This window comes from Vibrio sp. DNB22_10_4 (assembly GCF_052879755.1).
This window is the reverse complement of the sequence record NZ_JBNNXW010000001.1, coordinates 79,693-101,078: the sequence shown is the minus strand read 5'-3', so window position 1 is coordinate 101,078 and position 21,386 is coordinate 79,693. Positions and strand designations below refer to the sequence as shown.

Annotated in this window: 3 protein-coding genes; all 3 read left to right on the top strand. The window is 48.8% G+C overall.

From position 1 onward, the window contains the following. The first annotated feature begins 284 nt into the window (after positions 1-284). The 3 genes from ACVA6Q_RS00365 to ACVA6Q_RS00355 all read left to right on the top strand — a co-directional run bounded on the left by ACVA6Q_RS00365 (position 285) and on the right by ACVA6Q_RS00355 (position 21,339). Complete coding sequence (locus ACVA6Q_RS00365) at positions 285-518, top strand: hypothetical protein (protein WP_353500113.1); 234 nt, start codon at positions 285-287, stop codon at positions 516-518. A gap of 122 nt (positions 519-640) precedes the next feature. Beyond that, on the top strand, positions 641-1,126 hold the full coding sequence (locus ACVA6Q_RS00360; protein ID WP_042499897.1) for an Lrp/AsnC family transcriptional regulator: 486 nt from the start codon (positions 641-643) through the stop codon (positions 1,124-1,126). Between the two features lie 290 nt (positions 1,127-1,416). After that, the gene (locus tag ACVA6Q_RS00355) at positions 1,417-21,339 is read left to right on the top strand and encodes a VCBS domain-containing protein (RefSeq protein ID WP_446646067.1); all 19,923 of its coding nucleotides are present in this window, start codon (positions 1,417-1,419) and stop codon (positions 21,337-21,339) included. Positions 21,340-21,386: the final 47 nt, after the last annotated feature.

Here is a 21,386-nt window from a genome sequence, read left to right as displayed (position 1 = left end):
AAGGCCTGCATTTATTGCAGGCTTTTTGCGTTATTACGAGTGCAAAATTGAACCCGCTTCTCGGAATTTCGCCGCAATTTTGTGATTTTTGCGGACGAGTTCGGTATTCATCGGCTTTAACGAGCGATTTGTAAGTTAATTTCGAAATCTTGATCAAATTTTCGCAAAATAATGACGTTATTTTGGAATACCAACCACATTTTTTGGCATGATCGTTTTGCCAAACGACCAAGATTAAACACAATATGGTCACGAATCATTCAGAACAGATGGAGAGACTTGAAATGCCAACTAACTACTGCACCGCGTGCAAAAAGGATACGGCACACAAAGCAGTGATGCGACGCAGCCACAACGATAACTCATCTATCGTTCAAAATTTCCAAATGTTGATGTCTCAACTGGTTAACGGCAGCGGCTACTACAAGCTAGAGCGCCAGCTTTATTGCCGTGTATGCAATAAGCAGAATCAACAAACAGTGAAGACTGTACTTAGCGGTCAAACGAATCTCGCATAAATTAACACTGTAAACTGATATCGATTGATGGCATTTGTCACAACTTTGTGATCTCACATCTTTTTACATGCATAACCTTTGATTTACAATCGTGGAGTATCCCGTTCACTTGAGTTAAATCAATGGCTTCGCTTGCTTTAGATAAAATCGATTTAGAAATACTGCGCATACTTAGCCGCAAAGGTCGTATGCCAATAGTTGAGTTGGCTAAGCTGGTCAATTTGACGACCTCCCCTTGCTCAGACCGCGTGAAACGTTTGGAAAAAGAAGGTTTCATTGTGGGTTATCACGCTGAACTCAACCCAGAGAAACTGGGGTTGGATGTTCAAGTGTTTATTCATATCCGTCTTGATCAGACGAGTTTCTCTATCTTTGAAAAATTTGCCAAGGCTGTCGAGTTGATGCCTGAAATCGAAGAGTGTTACTCACTCTCTGGTGATTTCGATACCATGATTAAGGTGAGAACCAAAGATATGAAGTCTTATCAATCTTTCATGTCTACCAAACTGGGCACTTTGCCGGGTGTTATACAAACCAGAAGTGAAGTCGTGATAGAAGAGCATAAAACTGGGTTTGGCGTGAATCCGGATCTTCTTGACACGCTGTAGACTCATCTCGACAAACCATTACCAAGTATCCGTTGCATCCCACGGTATCTTCAATGAACCTTCTCATTGGAGATACAGTTCATGTCTTTTTTGAGAATTTGCACGTTTTCTAATCTCTAAGGGTTTAAAAGCCTGATTTTTATTGGTAATTACTTAGTAAAGTAAATTAGAAATCTGCTTTTACAGTCCTACACTGAACATATATAAAACTATCTTATAAACAATGAGTTGCTTCAGTGAATGTGGACAGTTGACTAAGTGTGTTGCGACGGTTGTTCGAGGAGTTCGCCATGAGTATTGCTGCGTTATTGGGTCTAGTCGATTTGTCAGGAACGTTAGTTCTTGATTCAAATGGCAAAATTGTCTTGCTGCCAGAAGGTGCTGAAATGAGACCGGGTGACATAGAACTGTCGCCTGATAACCTAGTTCCTGATGTTGAACTGCGTGAAACATTATTTGCTCAGACTGGCTCCCAAAGTTCGGATGAGGATACCTCAAACATTTCAACCAACGATCTTGATGCCGATGCGATTATCGCTCAAATTGAGGCCGGTGCTGATCCTACTCAAAATGAAGACCAAGCCACAGCAGCAGGTGGCTCATTAAGCTCCAGTATCACCGATGCCGCTACCGTCGAAGCAATTAATCCACAAGTCTTAGCCGCTACGTTTTTTGAAACTCTGGGCCTCAATAGACAAGACCTGACAGAAACACAAACCAATGCACTGTTAGATATCGCAACGAACAGTGCGCCCGTCACTCTATTTGAAGCGCGAAACTATGATGAAGAGTCACAGGACAGTGATTTAGGGTTGACCTTTCCAACGGATACCGATGGTGATGCTCTAACCGTTGCAGTCACAGAGCTTCCTAAACTGGGGCAAGTGACGCTCGCAGATGGCACGCCGATTAGTCTTGGGCAAACCCTGACTCAAGAGGAGTTTGAGAATCTACAGTTTGATGCGCCCCAAGAGTACACGTTTGGTGAAGATGCAGGCCAGTTTACTTATAGCGTTGATGATGGGCAGGGTCAGCCGGACTCCGTGCAAACGGGTGGTGTGTTACTAGAAATCAATCCAATCAATGACATACCGGTTATTGACGAAGTAGGGCAAGGTACCTTAGTTGAGAGTGGTAATCTTGACGATGGCCAAGTTGTAGAAGGTGTGAATACGGCTTCCGGTAGCATTAGTGCCTCTGATAATGATACGGATGCAGTGCTGACTTATGGCGTAGAAAACGATACCAATGAATACGGTCAGCTTAGAGTCGATCCCGAAACGGGCGACTGGGTATTTACTTTGGATAACAGCTCTTCTGCGACGCAAAGCTTAAAAGAAGGCGACTCAATAAACACCACATTTGAGGTAACCGTTACAGACGATAAAGGGGCAGTTACAACTGAAACGTTAACCCTAACTATCAATGGTACTAATGACTTACCGACGTTCGATGCCGGTGGTGATGCTGCTGGTACTGTGACCGAGCAGGGCGATGGGATCGGTAGCGACAATATTGCGAATGGTCTTTTGTCCGCATCTGATGTGGATGCCGATGCCACTCTCAGCTATCAGATTGAATCAGCCCAGACGGAATACGGAACGCTTACTATCGATGAGCAAGGTAAGTGGCAGTTTGAGCTTGATAACGATGCCGATGCAACTCAGTCTTTGGCAGAAGGAGAATCGCAAACAATTAACTATACGGTCTCCGTCACTGATGAGTTTGGCGCAAGCAGTACAGAGACAGTTACAATAACGATACTAGGCACCAATGATTCCTCTGTTGTTGTGAGTGGTGAGTCGGGAGCTGTCATTGAAGACGCGGTAGTCAGTTCCGAAGGGGATCTTGTTGCTATCGACCAGTTAGTGATTACCGATGCCGATGCTGGCGAAAATCTTTTTAACGCTGGTACTGCGGCACCTGTAGGCTCAACGCTTGGCTCGCTTACGATCGCGACGGATGGTACTTGGACTTACAGTGTAGATAACTCTCTAGATGCGGTTCAAGCTCTAGATGTAGGCGATACCATTATTGAGGAGTTTACTGTTACCTCTATCGACGGCACCGAACACACGATTGCCGTCACCATTAACGGCACCGAAGATGAAACCTTCATCACCGGTCCAACGACAGATACGGTGAAAGAAGACACTGATGTGGATGCAGGTCTTCTTATTGCGGGCGACAATCTGTCGCTCACGATTACTGACAACGATGCTGGTGAGAACAAGTTCAGCACCACGGTCACCAGTGTCGCAAACGACAATGGTCAGCTTCCGCTGGGCACCTTAACCATTACTGAAGATGGCGACTGGTCGTATCAAGTTTCCAACGCACTTCAGGAGATCCAATCTCTAGGAGACGGCGATACGCGCGTCGAGCGATTCACTGTTACCTCTATCGATGGCTCTAAAACCGAAACCATTGAAGTCACGATTCAAGGTACCAACGACTTGCCTCTTATTGGCGGCAATGCCGTGGGCAGCGTTACCGAAGATTTTGAAGTACAAACGGGTGACGTCCTTAAAGATAACGGCCAGTTGACTATTTCTGACGCAGATACTGGCGAAGCCAAGTTCCAAACGGTCGTGACGCCAGTAGGAAGCGTTCTTGGAACGCTCACCATCACCGAAACCGGTGCGTGGAACTACGAAGTTGATAACACCAATCCAACGGTTCAAGGATTAGGCGAGGGCGACTCACTCTCCGAGACATTCCAGGTCTTGAGTGAAGACGGCACCCCGCAAAACATCGTCATCACTATTAATGGTGTTAACGATGTGCCGACTATCACGTCGGGCGACTCTGTTCTTGCTCAAGAAGACGTCTTGGTGGATGGCGACGGCAACATTGTTGCGACCAATACCTTAGTGATTTCCGATGATGATGCTGGTGAGGAAGTGTTTAATGCTGGCGCAGCGACTCCGGTTGGCACAACACTTGGCACCTTAACCATAGATGCGGCGGGCGTCTGGACCTACAAAGTCGATAATTCCCTACCGCAAATCCAAGCATTGGATGTCGGCACGAGCCTGACAGAATCCTTTACTGTCACGTCTGCTGATGGCACCGAGCATCAAATCGATGTTACGGTTAACGGTGCTGAAGATCCAACCATTATCAGTAACTATCAGCCTGGCGCTGTCACTGAAGATACGGCGGGTATTCTCACCGATTCAGGCAGTCTAACGATTACAGACCTCGATGCGGGTGAAGCGCTATTTAATACCACGGTCACCAAACTCAATAATGGTGATGGTCAATCGCCTCTAGGCAATCTCACCATTGATGCCAATGGTAACTGGACCTACACGGTCGATAACTCCCTCACTGGTGTGCAAGAGCTGGGTGATGGTATTACTCGCGATGAAGTGTTCCAAGTGACCTCAATTGATGGCTCTGTGAGCCAAACCATCGTAGTGACCATTACCGGTGTGAATGGTGCACCGTCGATTGTCAGCGGCGAATCGGGAGCTGTGACTGAGGATGCAGCTGTCACACCTAGCGATACGTTAGTGGCTACGGATAAGCTAGTTATCGCTGATGAAGATGCCGGTGAGAACGTCTTTGATGCAGGTACCGCAACGCCAGTGGGCACCACGCTAGGTTCGCTCACCATCACGGCTGATGGTACTTGGACCTACACGCTGGATAATACACTTACTGCGGTTCAAGCACTGGATGATGGCGACCAAGTCATTGAAGAGTTCACAGTGACGTCTGCTGATGGCACCGAGCACACCATCGCAGTGACTATCAGCGGCACCGAAGATGAAACCATCATCACCGGCCCAACGACCGACACAGTGAAAGAAGACACCGATGTAGATGCAGGTCTTCTGATTGCGGGCGATAATCTGTCGCTCACCATTACCGACAATGACGCTGGCGAGAATAAATTCAGTACCACAGTGACCAGCGTTGTTAATGACAATGGTCAGCTTCCACTAGGCACTTTAACCATCACCGAAGATGGCGACTGGTCTTATCAAGTCTCGAATGCACTTCAGGAGATCCAATCTCTCGGCGACGGTGATACTCGCGTAGAGCGCTTTACTGTTACCTCTATTGATGGCTCAAAAACGGAAACTATCGAAGTGACCATCCAGGGCACCAACGACTTGCCTCTCATTGGTGGTAATGCCGTAGGCAGTGTGACTGAAGACTTCGAAATCCAAACAGGTGACCTACTCAAAGACAACGGTCAGCTGACTATTTCTGATGCGGACACGGGCGAGGCCAAGTTCCAAACCGTGGTCACGCCGATTGGCTCTGTACTTGGCACGCTCACCATCACTGAAACGGGTGCTTGGAGCTATGAAGTTGATAACACCAATCCAACGGTTCAAGGATTAGGTGAAGGCGACTCACTCACTGAGACATTCCAGGTCTTGAGTGAAGACGGCACCCCGCAAAACATCGTCATCACTATTAATGGTGTTAACGATGTACCGACTATTGTGTCGGGCGACTCTGTTCTTGCTCAAGAAGATGTCGCGGTGGATGGCGACGGCAACATTGTTGCGACCAATACCTTAGTGATTTCCGATGATGATGCTGGTGAGGAAGTGTTTAATGCTGGCACAGCGACTCCGGTTGGCACAACACTTGGCACCTTAACCATAGATGCGGCGGGCGTCTGGACCTACAAAGTCGATAATTCCCTACCGCAAATCCAAGCATTGGATGTCGGCACGAGCCTGACAGAATCCTTTACTGTCACGTCTGCCGATGGCACCGAACATCAAATCGATGTCACGGTTAACGGCACCGAAGATCCAACCATTATCAGTAACTATCAGCCTGGTGCAGTGACTGAAGATACCGCCGGTATCCTCACCGATTCAGGCAGCCTGAGTATTACCGACCTTGATGCGGGTGAAGCTCTATTCAACACCACCGTCACCAAGCTCAATAATGGCGATGGTCAATCGCCTCTAGGCAATCTCATCATAGACGCTAATGGTAACTGGACCTACACCGTCGATAACTCCCTCACTGGCGTGCAAGAGCTGGGTGACGGTATTACTCGCGATGAAGTGTTCCAAGTGACTTCCATTGATGGCTCTGTGAGTCAAACCATCGTGGTCACGATTACGGGTGTTGATGGCGCGCCGTCCATTGTCAGCGGAGAGTCTGGGGCGGTAACCGAAGACGCCGTTGTAGCTCCTAGCGATACCTTAGTGGCCACAGATAAGCTAGTGATTACCGATGAAGATGCCGGTGAGAACGTCTTTGATGCCGGTACCGCAACGCCAGTGGGCACCACGCTAGGTTCGCTCACCATTACGGCCGACGGCACTTGGACTTACACGCTGGATAACACACTCTCAGCCGTTCAGGCGTTGGATGATGGCGACAAAGTCATAGAAGAGTTCACCGTCACGTCTGCTGATGGCACCGAACACACGATTGCCGTCACCATCAACGGCACCGAAGATGAAACCTTCATCACCGGTCCAACGACAGATACGGTGAAAGAAGACACTGATGTGGATGCAGGTCTTCTGATTGCGGGCGACAATCTGTCGCTCACCATTACTGACAACGATGCTGGCGAGAATAAATTCAGTACCACAGTGACCAGTGTCGCGAACGACAATGGTCAGCTTCCGCTTGGTACCTTAACCATTACTGAAGATGGTGACTGGTCGTATCAAGTTTCCAATGCACTGCAAGAGATCCAGTCCCTCGGCGACGGCGATACGCGCGTCGAGCGATTCACTGTGACGTCTATCGATGGTTCAAAAACGGAAACCATTGAAGTCACGATTCAAGGTACCAACGACTTGCCTCTTATTGGCGGCAATGCCGTGGGCAGCGTTACCGAAGATTTTGAAGTACAAACGGGTGACGTCCTTAAAGATAACGGCCAGTTGACTATTTCTGACGCAGATACTGGCGAAGCCAAGTTCCAAACGGTCGTGACGCCAGTAGGAAGCGTTCTTGGAACGCTCACCATCACCGAAACCGGTGCGTGGAACTACGAAGTTGATAACACTAATCCAACGGTTCAGGGATTAGGCGAGGGTGACTCACTCACCGAGACATTCCAAGTATTGAGTGAAGACGGCACCCCGCAAAACATCGTCATCACTATTAATGGTGTTAACGATATTCCAACCATTGTTTCAGGCGACTCTGTTCTTGCTCAAGAAGACGTCTTGGTGGATGGCGACGGCAACATCGTCGCGACTAATACCCTTGTGATTTCAGATGATGATACCGGCGAAGAGGTGTTTAATGCAGGCGCCGCAACGCCGGTCGGCACAACGCTTGGCACCTTGACCATAGATGCAGCTGGCGTTTGGACGTACAAGGTCGATAATTCCCTACCGCAAATTCAAGCTCTTGATGTCGGTACTAGCCTAACTGAGTCGTTTACGGTGACATCCGCCGATGGCACTGAACATCAAATCGATGTCACGGTTAATGGTACTGAAGACCCGACGATCATCAGTAATTACCAGCCAGGTGCAGTGACTGAAGATGCGGCGGGTGTCCTCACCGACTCAGGCAGTCTAACGATTACTGACCTTGATTCCGGTGAAGCCCTGTTCAACACCACCGTCACTCAGCTCAACAATGGTGATGGTCAATCGCCGCTAGGCAATCTCACCATAGACGCCAATGGTAACTGGACCTACACGGTCGATAACTCCCTCACTGGCGTGCAAGAGCTGGGTGACGGTATTACTCGCGATGAAGTGTTCCAAGTGACTTCCATTGATGGCTCTGTGAGTCAAACCATAGTAGTGACGATTACGGGTGTTGATGGCGCGCCGTCGATCGTCAACGGAGAATCGGGAGATGTCACCGAAGACGCCGTTGTAGCTCCAAGCGATACCTTAGTGGCCACAGATAAGCTAGTGATTACCGATGAAGATGCCGGTGAGAACGTCTTTGATGCCGGAGCCGCAACGCCAGTGGGTACCACGCTAGGTTCGCTCACCATTACGGCCGATGGCACTTGGACTTATACGCTGGATAACACGTTAACCGCCGTTCAAGCGTTGGATGATGGTGATAAAGTCATTGAAGAGTTCACCGTCACGTCTGCTGATGGCACTGAACACACGATTGCCGTCACCATCAACGGCACCGAAGATGAAACCTTCATCACAGGTCCAACGGTAGACACAGTGAAAGAAGACACAGATGTGGATGCCGGTCTTCTTGTTGCTGGCGATAATCTGTCGCTCACCATTACTGACAACGATGCTGGTGAGAACAAGTTCAGTACTTCAGTGACCAGTGTCGCGAACGACAATGGTCAGCTTCCGCTTGGTACCTTAACCATTACTGAAGATGGTGATTGGTCGTATCAAGTTTCCAATGCACTGCAAGAGATCCAATCCCTCGGCGATGGCGATACGCGTGTCGAGCGATTCACTGTAACGTCTATTGATGGCTCTAAAACCGAAACCATTGAAGTCACGATTCAAGGTACCAACGACTTGCCTCTTATTGGCGGCAATGCCGTGGGCAGCGTTACCGAAGATTTTGAAGTACAAACGGGTGACGTCCTTAAAGATAACGGCCAGTTGACTATTTCTGACGCAGATACTGGCGAAGCCAAGTTCCAAACGGTCGTGACGCCAGTAGGAAGCGTTCTTGGAACGCTCACCATCACCGAAACCGGTGCGTGGAACTACGAAGTTGATAACACTAATCCAACGGTTCAGGGATTAGGCGAGGGTGACTCACTCACCGAGACATTCCAAGTATTGAGTGAAGACGGCACCCCACAAAATATCGTCATTACCATCAATGGTGTTAACGATGTGCCGACTATCACGTCGGGCGATTCTGTTATCGCTCAAGAAGACGTCTTGGTGGATGGCGACGGCAACATCGTCGCGACTAATACCCTTGTGATTTCTGATGATGATACCGGTGAAGAAGTGTTCAATGCGGGCACGGCAACGCCGGTCGGCACAACGCTTGGCACCTTGACCATTGATGCAGCTGGCGTTTGGACTTATAAAGTCGATAACTCACTGCCGCAAATTCAAGCTCTTGATGTCGGTACTAGCCTAACTGAGTCGTTTACGGTGACATCCGCCGATGGCACTGAACATCAAATCGATGTCACAGTTAACGGCACTGAAGACCCGACGATCATCAGTAATTACCAGCCAGGTGCTGTCACTGAAGATACCGCCGGTATCCTCACCGATTCAGGCAGCCTGAGTATTGCCGACCTTGATGCGGGTGAAGCTCTATTCAACACCACCGTCACCCAGCTCAATAATGGCGATGGTCAATCGCCTCTAGGCAATCTCACCATAGATGGCAATGGTAACTGGACCTACACCGTCGATAACTCCCTCACTGGCGTGCAAGAGCTGGGTGACGGTATTACTCGCGATGAAGTGTTCCAAGTGACTTCTATTGATGGTTCCGTGAGTCAAACCATAGTAGTGACGATTACGGGTGTTGATGGCGCGCCGTCCATTGTCAGCGGAGAGTCTGGGGCGGTAACCGAAGACGCCGTTGTAGCTCCAAGCGATACCTTAGTGGCCACAGATAAGCTAGTGATTACCGATGAAGATGCCGGTGAGAACGTCTTTAATGCAGGTACCGCAACGCCAGTGGGCACCACGCTAGGTTCGCTCACCATTACGGCCGACGGCACTTGGACTTATACGCTGGATAACACGTTAACCGCCGTTCAAGCGTTGGATGATGGTGATAAAGTCATAGAAGAGTTCACTGTCACGTCTGCTGATGGCACTGAACACACGATTGCCGTCACCATCAACGGCACCGAAGATGAAACCTTCATCACCGGTCCAACGACAGATACGGTGAAAGAGGACAATGATGTAGATGCTGGTCTTCTCACTGCTGGCGATAATCTTTCGCTCACCATTACCGATAATGATGCTGGCGAGAATAAATTCAGCACTACAGTCACTAGTGTCGCGAACGACAACGGTCAGCTTCCGCTTGGCACCTTAACCATCACCGAAGATGGCGACTGGTCTTATCAAGTCTCCAACGCACTTCAGGAGATCCAATCTCTAGGAGACGGCGATACGCGCGTCAATCGATTCACTGTTACCTCTATCGATGGCTCTAAAACCGAAACCATCGAAGTGACCATTCAAGGCACCAATGACCTGCCTGTTATAGATGGCGATGCAGTAGGCTTAGTTATTGAAGACATCAATGTTCAGCCTGGCGGCCTTCTTAAAGATAATGGTCAGCTTACTATTTCTGATGTGGATACAGGCGAAGCTAAGTTCCAAACCACTGTCACGCCAGTGACTGTAGGGGGCATCACACCTATTGGTACTCTCACCATTACAGCGACCGGTGCTTGGAGTTATGAAGTCGATAATACCGCCACTGAAGTTCAGCAACTTGGTGCGGGCGATACCAGAACAGAGACTTTCCAAGTTCTCAGTGAAGATGGCACTCCCCACAATGTTGTCGTTACCATCAATGGCACCAATGACGCCCCTCAGATCGGCGGTCTGTCGTATATAGAACTTACTGAAGACCAAGCAACGCAAATAGATGCGAACGGAGATTTGAATTTCACATCACAGGCGACGATAAGTGATGTCGACCTTGGAGAGGGAGCTTTCGTTCCTGCTACCTTGACCGCAGCAGCTGGAAACTTTACCGACGGGGCGTTAACCATAGACTCTGCGGGTAATTGGACGTACAAAATTCCAAACGGCAGCGCTAATGTGCAAGGGCTCGCTGCGGGTGAGCGTGCAACTCAAACCTTTACCGTTGAAACCGACAATAACACCACACACAGCATTACGGTCGATATCGTCGGTGTTAATGACGGTTCCGTGCTGATCAGTGATCCATCTGAATCTATAGGCAGCGTCACCGAAGATGACACCCAAGTCACACTGTCAGACAGTGGCGTGCTGGAATTGTCTGATGTCGATGGTACGAATGAAGAGGTCTTCAATACCAATCCGAATACCTTTACATCAACCAGTACCGTTGAAGGCGCTGCGGCAGATCAAGCGCTTGGTACATTGACTATTACCACCAATGGAGCGTGGAATTACCAAATACCGAACGCCAATGTTGAGTATTTGGGGCAGGGTGAAACGGCAACTGAAACATTCACTGTCTTGTCTGAAGATGGCACTCCGCACACCATAACGGTGACCATTATTGGTACGAATGATGCGCCAGTCATTGCGGGTACGAGTGATCCTGATGGAACCGTGGTGGAATCTGGACATGAAGATACAGGGGGTGTTGTCCTAGGTACGCCAAGTATCGAAGGCCAGATTGTAGCTAGCGATATCGACCTACCCGATAACGACGTTTTGGATTACTCCGTAGCGAATGCCACTAACCCTTACGGCACCGCTACAGTTGATCAAAATGGTGTGTGGAAATTTGAGCTAAGCAATGGTGCAGATGCAACTCAAGCGTTAGAAGAAAATGAGACCGCTACGGTGACGTTTGATGTTGTGGTAACCGATGATCAGAACGCCACTGCAACCCAGCAGGTCACCATTACCATTCAGGGCACCAACGACAAACCGTACCTAACGTCCGGAGGGGTATTTGCCGATTCAGTCAAAGAATCTGGACTGAACGAAGCGGGCGATCAACGAGCTGACGGACAAATTAACGCTGATGATTATGATCTCGCGGATAATGCGCAGTTGAGCTATGCCTTTGATTCTAATGACAGCACGGCAACCAGCGTTGAAAATCAATACGGTACCTTTACCATCAACAGTGATGGTTCATGGTCGTTTGAACTGGATAACACAAAACCTGCCACCCAAGCACTAAGAGCTGGAGAGTCGACAACGGTAGATATTGATGCCTTCATAATCGATGACCGAGATGCCTACATTAGCCAAACTCTCACGGTGACCATCAATGGTACCAATGATCAGCCAACGATCTCTGGTACCAATACTGGTGATGTGGTTGAAGACAGAAATGTCACGCGAGAAAATGGTGTTCGTTATATCACCAGTGAAGGGTCACTTCGTGTCGATGACGTTGATACCGGAGAGAGCATCTTCAACACTACCGTTGAACCAGTCGGTTCCCCTCTCGGTACTTTAACTATTGATGCTCTTGGTGACTGGGATTATCAAGTGAACACTCGCGAGAGCGCGATTCAGCGCCTTGGTGTGGATGAAACCATGGAAGAGTCGTTTCGTGTTTACTCTGTTGATGGCACGTCCTTTGAAACCATCACTATCACGATTACTGGTACTAATGATCGTCCCAATATCCGTGGTAAGAGCTCCGACTCTATTACTGAGAATGTCGAAGGAGATGATAGCGAAGTTAAAGCAACTGGCGATCTCAACCCAAGAGATGCGGATGCGACTGATGTGCATACCTGGTCTGTCGTTGGCAGTTCAGACGGACAGTATGGCTCGTTCTCAATCAATGCCTCTACGGGCACTTGGGAGTACATTCTCGATAACGACAAAGCCGATTCGTTGCAAAAAGATGAGCTCGTTACGGAGACCTTTACGGTTCTTGTCGACGATGGCAACGGCGGTACTCGCACCAAAGACGTCACGATTAATATTACTGGTACCAATGATGCGTTGGTATTGACGGGTGATGATAGCGCGACAGTCGTTGAAGACCTCAACATTACCGAAGATGGTGTCATTGACGTTAGCGATCTCGATACTTTGGACACGTTTGAGTTTGAAGTGTTGAATCCCGTTGGTGTGCTTGGCGATTTAACTATCGATCAGAATGGTAAGTGGACTTACACGCTTGTTCCAAATCGTGCGGAGCATTTAGAGGATAACGTTACCTATCCAGCGGATTCTCAATTTGGTGAGCAAATATTCCAGGTCAGTGTCACAGATGGCACGGCAACTAAGGTGTTCGAAGTCAGCATTGACGTTATTGGTACCAATGACGCTCCAGACATTGATGGTGTGCGTACTGGCGTACTGTATGAAGTGAATGGGTATGGTCAAACCGTTGGCGCTGACTTAGGCGCGAACGATCCGGATCTCAATGAAACTGAAGCGTGGCAGATTAACGACACCAATGCGGGTGTAGGTACCTATGGTACCTTGACGCTGAATCCAACGACCGGTGAGTGGGAGTATACGATGGGCGTGAGTGATGGCCAAAAAGCCTCTGTAGATGCCCTTGCTCACGACAGTGTCGTTACTGAAACATTCTCAGTGAGCGTCACCGACAAATACAACGCGGTGAGCACCAAAACCATCACCATTACTGTTAACGGCGACAACGATCGTCCAGTGATTGGCGGAACCTTAGCCGGTGAAGTGACGGAAGATGTACATCCTGATGATAACCCTGCCAACCCAATCACCACATCGGGTACGCTGACGGACGGCGATGTCGATATTGGTGATGACCACACTTGGTCAATCAACTCGACCAAAGGGCAATACGGTAATATTTCCATCGATCCACAAACTGGCGAGTGGGTATACACCCTCAACAATAGCAACCCGACCGTTCAGGGTTTGAAAGGCGTTGATAGTGAGACGTTAACCGATACCTTTACCGTTACTGTGAAAGATGATTCGGGTCAAAGCGACAGCACCGCAACCCAAACAATTACTGTGACGATTAAAGGCACCAATGATGCACCAGATGTTAAAGGTGATACATCTGGCAGTGTGATTGAAGCGACGAACGCACGCTCAAGTGCGACAGGTGCGCTTACGGTCAGTGACATTGATACTACGGACTCTCATACCTGGACAGTCGAAAACGAAGATCAGGCGACAGGCCAAGCAAGCGGTACCTACGGCTATATGTCGGTTGACGACAATGGTCGATGGACGTATCAGTTGCAAAGTGACTGGGATGCCACCCGAAAGATCCCGCCGGGTGAAAGCCGTGTCGACAGTTTCGAAATCATTGTCACTGACGAAGGCGGCCTGACTGACACCATTACCGTTAACGTCACCATTGCCGGTACCAATACCGATCCAGAAATCTCAGTGCAGCCGAGTTACACCGTTATTGAAGATGGAGCCAACCTAAGTGGCACCATCATCGCAGGCGTGCCAAATCAAGGTCAGCTCGATAGCAACGTGATTGGCGGCGGTGATCCTGATCTCAATGAAGTAGTGACTTGGAGCGTTTTGGACGGCGGTCAATACGGTACATTTAGTATCGATGAAGCGTCGGGCACTTGGCAGTATGTACTTAATAATAACGCTCTGGCCGTGGATTCACTTGATAAGGGTGACACGCTGGAAGACACCGTGCGTATTCGAGTGCTGGACAAGTTTGGTCATGAGTCGATTCAAGACATCACCATCAATATCGTCGGTGAAAATGATGCGCCAAATATTCGTGGTGCTCAGACTCGTACAATACAAGAAGATGACATTGAAGCGGGCAACTACGTAGAGTCGGGTCAGCTTAATCCTGGCGATGTCGATGCTGACGATACTCATCTATGGGAAATCACTGATGACAATAACGGCCGCGGCGAGTACGGTACGCTGACAATCGCTTCCGATGGACGCTGGACGTTCACTTACGACCAGCCAAGCAAGCTGGCGGAAATCAAAGCCCTAAAACCGGGTGAAATTGTCACCGACACTTTTGAAGTCACAGTGACTGATATCCACGGAGCGACTTCCACTGAGCAGGTCACCATACGCATTGAAGGGCAAAATGACGCGCCGACAGTGACAGGTGACGTGACGGGACGCTTCATAGAAGATAACGATACGCCAGATGATCCATCTGATGACAACACGGTGGTTTCTGGTCAGGCGATTCTCAATGATGTTGACAACGATGACTTCGCGGAATTTGTTATCGATGCAGGTCAAACGCACAACGTCTATAACGGTCTGCGTGGTGATTTGTCGATAGACAAAGACGGCAATTGGGAGTTCACGCCAAACAACGACATCTTACAAGCGTTAGCTGATGGTGAAACACAAACCGAAGTGTTTACCGTTCTGGCTCAAGACCAAAATGGGTCAACCATTACGCAAGACATCACCATTACTCTCGAAGGTCGCAATGACAATCCTGATGTTTCCGGTGACAACGAAGGTACTGTAGTTGAAGATGGTACAGCCGATATCTTTGGGGTCGACTTAACTCGTGCAGAAGGACAATTGGCCGCCTCAGATGTTGATAACAACAGCAGTATCAAAGCGTGGTCGATTGAAGGCACAGGCTTAGGTCAATACGGAACATTGACCGTCGATAACAATGGTAAGTGGACCTATGTTATTGATAATTCATTGAGTACGACGCAGGCGTTGGCTGCAGGTCAAACGGAAACCGAAACCTTCTACGTGGTGGCGACTGACAATGAAGGTGGTGTCTCTGAGCGCTACCCTGTCGTTATCAATGTGATCGGTCAAAACGATCCAAGTGGCGGTGGTGGCGGTGGTTCATTAGTTGATGTATCGCAGTTGGATGTCATTGAAGACGACAAGCTAACCGATACCGACAACGATGATGATGCTTCAACTCCTTTAGTGGGCGATTTAACCACGTCTCCAATCACTGGTGGCATCTACGGTAATTTGGTGGCTAGCAATGGCAGCTGGACCTATCAATTAGACAACGACTCGCCGCTGACTCAAGGCCTTGAAGATGGGCAAACCGCAACAGAAACTTGGCGCGTGACTGATGAGAACGGCAATTACGTCAATGTCACAGTAACTATTGAAGGTAAAGCGGACAAACCAGAAATTACCGTCGATTCAGATAGCGGTAACTTTGAAAATGGCACCATAGATCTTGGCGAAGCTAAAGAAGATGTGACGACGTCGATAAGCGGTAGTCTCAGTGTGTACGATCCAGATTTTGGAGAAACACATGAATGGTCTGTGATTAATGGTCAAGGCTCATATGGCGATTTTTCTATAGACCCAGCAACAGGTGAGTGGGTCTATGTCCTAGATCCTGGTGTAGAGCTTCCTGCTGAAGAGGAAGTGTTTGATAGCTTCTTTGTAAGAGTAACCGATACCGACCCGAGTGAGTCATTGACGACAAAAACCGACATTCGTGAAGTTAAAGTGAAAATTGTCGGCTCAGCAGAAGATGCCAATAACCCCAATCCAGGCGATGAAAAAATCATTATCGAAACGGTGACAGCGAATGAAGATAATGACGACTCATCGGAAACAGGAACCGGCGCTGCCGACATTATCATCACTTCAGCGGATTCAGGCGGCTCGTTAGAGCTTGACCCTGCACTTGGCCTTGGTGATCAAATCACTTGGACGTTGATTGATGGCAGTGGCACTTACGGCAGCATTAATGTTTATCCTGATGGTTCATGGGTCTTTACGCTCGACAACGACAGCAATGCCGTTCAGTCGCTGCAAGAAGGTGAAACACGACAAGATGTGTTTGAAGTGTATGCCGTAGACCAATACGGTAAAACTGTCGTTGATGATAATGGCCTGCCGCAAACGTTGGAAATTGTAGTCAACGTTAATGGTCAGAACGACGCTCCGACTCTTCAGGCCAATGTGGAAAAAACCATTGTTGCTGACGATGCTGACCAAACGATAGCTGGTCAGTTAACGGTTTCTGATGTTGATACTCAAGATCAAGGCTTACACACTTGGACTGCAACGCCAAACGGTAACGTCAACAATGACTACGGTACACTTACCTTCAACAATGATGGATCCTGGTCTTATGTCGTTAACCCTGACAACAATGACATCATTGCACTAGGAGCCGGAGTCAATGATTTCATTCAACAAAGCTGGGAAGTCACCGTTACTGATCCAAGTGGTTTGACTGAGACTCAAACTCTCACCATTAAAATTCAAGGTGAAAATCAGCCGCCAACGATGTCGACGCAAGATGGTGCCGTCATCGAAGATGATATTGGTGGTGCTGGTGTGGTTTCGGTCAGCAAAGACATTGTCTTAGACGATGTGGATACGAATGATACCGTGACCTTAACCGCTGCCGATTTGAACGGTACCTATGGTCACTTTGTCGTCGACCCAAATACAAACACATGGACGTATGAGCTTTACAATGATGCAGCACACGTACAAGCATTAGGTGAGGGGGTCTCTGTCACTGAAGAGTTTACGATTCGAGCAACAGACAACTTTGGCGCAGAGGTGACTCAAACCGTTGAAGTGACAGTGACAGGCTCCAATGATAGACCAACATTATCCGGTGCGGTTACGGGTTCCGTTAGTGACACCATAGGTAGCACGGCAAGCGGAAAAGTGACGGTTGCCGATGTCGATGTGGGTGATACTCACTCCTTCTCGGTTAAACAAGACACCGACTTCGGTAACTTCACGATTGATAGCAATGGCAAATGGCAGTTTGAAGTAGACCCGGATAACGCAGAAATCAATGCTCTCGCGAAAGGTCAGACTAAGACCATTGAAGTGAGCGTGGTGGCCACGGATGACTCAGGTGTTGCCGCGACAAACGAATCCAATGAACACCTGATTTCAATCACAATCGTTGGCACCAATGATGCACCGAAAATCGTCGATATCGGTCAGCAGATGGCCACTGAAAACACCAATACTCAGCTATCAGGCGTGTTTGATGATGGTGATGTGGATACGGTGAATATTGCCGATGATCATCTTTGGGAAGTCGTCTCCGGTGACCCGCGTGGTGACTTGAGTGTTGACCCTACAACGGGGGCATGGACGTTTGATCTTACCGGCGATTTTGAGTACTTGTCTGAAGGCGAAACGCTACCGTCACCATTGACTTATGAGGTCAAAGTGACCGATGAGCATGGTGCAAGTAATACCATTACGGTTGAGTTCCAAGTTACGGGTACAAACGATGCACCAACGGTGGTTGCCGGTGATACCGTCGCGACAGGTACTGTATTTGAAGATCCAACAGGTGCCGAATCGGGTACGGCAACGGGTGAAGTGAAAATTGCCGATGTCGACCAAAGTGATACGCATAGCTATAGCCTGAGCGGCACTGGGATGGTGACCGAAATCGTCGGCACATACGGCACGTTGAAACTCATCGACGGCGATACAGACGATACGGTGAAGTGGGAGTACGTGATCGATCAGGCTAAAGTTGATTCACTTAACGATGGTCCAGTCAGCGAAAGCTTTGATTTATATATTGAGAGCTTAGTTGGCGGCGCAGCCCAAGGTGATGCGATCACTCAATCGATTGATATTACTGTGCAAGGTCGTAATGATGCTGCCATTGTTAGCCCAGACTCTCAGACTCTGGATGAGACCAATGCGGCGCTGACATTGTCTGGCAACCTAGATTCGACCGATGTTGATAACCCTGATGATACCTTTACGGTGCAAACCGATGTTCAGGGTACTTATGGTAAGTTCAGCGTGCAAGCGGATGGTCAGTGGACATTCGTTGCAGACGAAGCGTATGACTCGCTTAACGTTGGACAAAGTGTTTCGGAAACATTCCAAGTGACCACCATTGATGGTACGCCAACGTCAGTAACGGTGAAAATCGAAGGGACCAATGATGCTGCACAGGTCAGTGTAGGCTCTGTTGTCACCGATGAAACCGATGCAGCGTTAACCATCAGTGATACCTTGACGGCGTCGGATGTGGATAATCCGGACAACACTTTCACCCCATCAAGTGAAGTAGGAACCTACGGCAGCTTCTCCATCGACGCTAACGGCGTTTGGACGTTCGTTGCGAATGACTCCTTCGATAACTTGAATGTGGGTGAGCATGTCAAAGAGACCTTTAATGTTACTTCGGTAGACGGCACTCCTTCCACGGTAACGGTACAGATCAACGGTACCAATGATGCCTCGACTATAAGCGCTGCGAGCCAAGAGCTAACAGAGACTGACAGCGTTCTAACGGCTGGTGGTACGCTAACCTCTGTTGATCCAGATAATCCAGATAACAGTTTTATCGCCCAAAGCAGCACGGTTGGCACGTTAGGTACCTTTACGCTGAGCGCATCGGGCGTGTGGACGTTTGAGGCCAACAGCGCCTTTGATAACCTTGCAGATGGTGTACGCGTTGAAGAGGTGTTTGATGTGTTCTCTATCGACGGCACCCAGTCGCAAGTAACCATCGGTATTACGGGTAGCAACGACGCAGCAACGGTTGATTCGGCGGATGTCAGTCTGCAAGAGAGCGACATTGCATTGACGACCGGTGGCACGTTGACGGCAACAGATGTCGATAATCCAGATAATACGTTCATCCCACAGAACAACGTGGCTGGCACCAATGGTACTTTCTCAATTGATGCCAACGGTGTATGGAGCTATACCGCAAATCAAGCCTTTGATGGCCTCAATAGTGGCGAATCAGTATCCGACACCTTTATCGTTAAGTCGGCGGATGGGACTGAGTCGAGTGTCAAAGTGACCATCAATGGCACCAATGATGCCGCGACTATTAGTGCTGTCGACCGAGTGATCGCTGAAACCGATGCTGCGTTAAGTACCGGAGGCACATTAACGTCGAGCGACCCAGATAACTTGGATAACAAGTTCTTGGCACAAGCCAGTATTGCTGGCGCTCATGGCGTATTTAGCATCGATGAAGATGGCGTGTGGAGCTATGATGCTAACGAGGCATTCGATAGTCTCAACGTTGGTGACTCAGTGGTTGATTCGTTCAATGTACAGTCGATTGATGGCACGGTATCGACGGTGAAAGTGACCATTCAAGGGACGAACGATGCCGCTGTCGTAAGCTCTGCTGATATCACCCTGGTTGAATCAGATTCGGTATTGTCGACAGGTGGTGTGCTCACTGCGACCGACGTAGACAATACCGATAATCAATTTATCGACCAGACGGATACCCAAGGGACATACGGCCGCTTCTCCATCGATGTAAATGGTAATTGGACGTTCACCGCAAACGATGCGCTTAACTCGCTCGCTGATGGAGTGGTTGCGGTGGATACCTTCAACGTGAAATCAGTGGATGGCACAGCCTCAACGGTCACAGTGAGAATTCAGGGGACGAACGATGCCCCTGTAATTGGTGGCACTGTGTCTGCTGGCGTTCAGGAAGGTGTGACCGACTCAGCGACAGGAACCGTCACCGCGTTGGACGTGGACAGCACAGTTACCCGTTCTCTACGTGGCGGTACTTTAGTGGGGGATGTTTATACTGCAACAGGGACATACGGTACCTTGACCTTTAACATTGCCACCGGCATCTGGGCCTATGTGCTGATTGCTGGAAATAGCAACGCGCTCGCTGCGGGCGATACTGACACCGATAACTTTATTATCGATGTGAGTGATGGCCTAACGTCGCTTGAGCAACCAATCACCATTACGGTAACGGGCAATCAAGGATTGCGTGGTGACAGTGCGCTAGATGACATCTTAGTCGCAACGTCAGACGATGAATGGATGTTTGGTAATACCATCCCGGCTGGTGGCGGTATTAGTAGCGATAATGACTCGCAAGACACCTTCCGTTGGGAAACTGCGAACCTGGCCGGCACGGACACCATCAAAGACTTTGATGTACGTGACTTCACAACCAGTGATCCAAACATTAAACACGATGTCGTCGATTTAACGGCGGTCGCATTTAAAGATGATCAGTTGCTCACCGAACAGCTCAGCGTGTCAGAGCAAAGTGGCAATACGGTGTTCGAGATTTCCGACAATGGCGTCGTGTTGCAATCCATCGTTCTTGAAGGCATCGCACTGCATACCCTGCTTGGTGTAACGCCAAGTGAGGTGAGTGATTTCACGCCAACAGAAGTCTTGGTTGCGCTGTATCAATCTGAACAGTTAACCCTGCCAGATCAGATAAAGATTGGTACGGACTCTGCGACTACGGAAACCATTGTGGGTACCGATGACAGTGACATCCTATTTGGCGGTGGCGGTAATGACATCCTCACCGGTGGGGATGGTCATGACTTGTTTTTGTTTACCGAAGATGCGGCGGGGACGACTGCAGATCCTGCAGAACAGACCGTTACTGACTTTAGTGTTGGCAGCGATATCTTGGACATTTCTGATCTATTACCAGTGCACGACAACATTGGCGACTTACTTGGAAATATCAGCATTTCTGTAACTGATGACCCTGCAGATGCCATGGACAACGCGACAACGGTAATTAGCGTCACCAACAATGGTGAACAAACAGACATTACCTTAGAAGGTGTTGGATGGAATGAGCTTGGGATCTCGGATGCTAGCGTGATCAATGATCCGGGTAATCATCAAACAGAGTTACTCAATCAACTTGATACCATGAACGTGATTAAGGTTGATCCGTAATAACTCGCTGAAGTGAAAGGGGCTGGGGGATACCCTAGCCCCTTTTT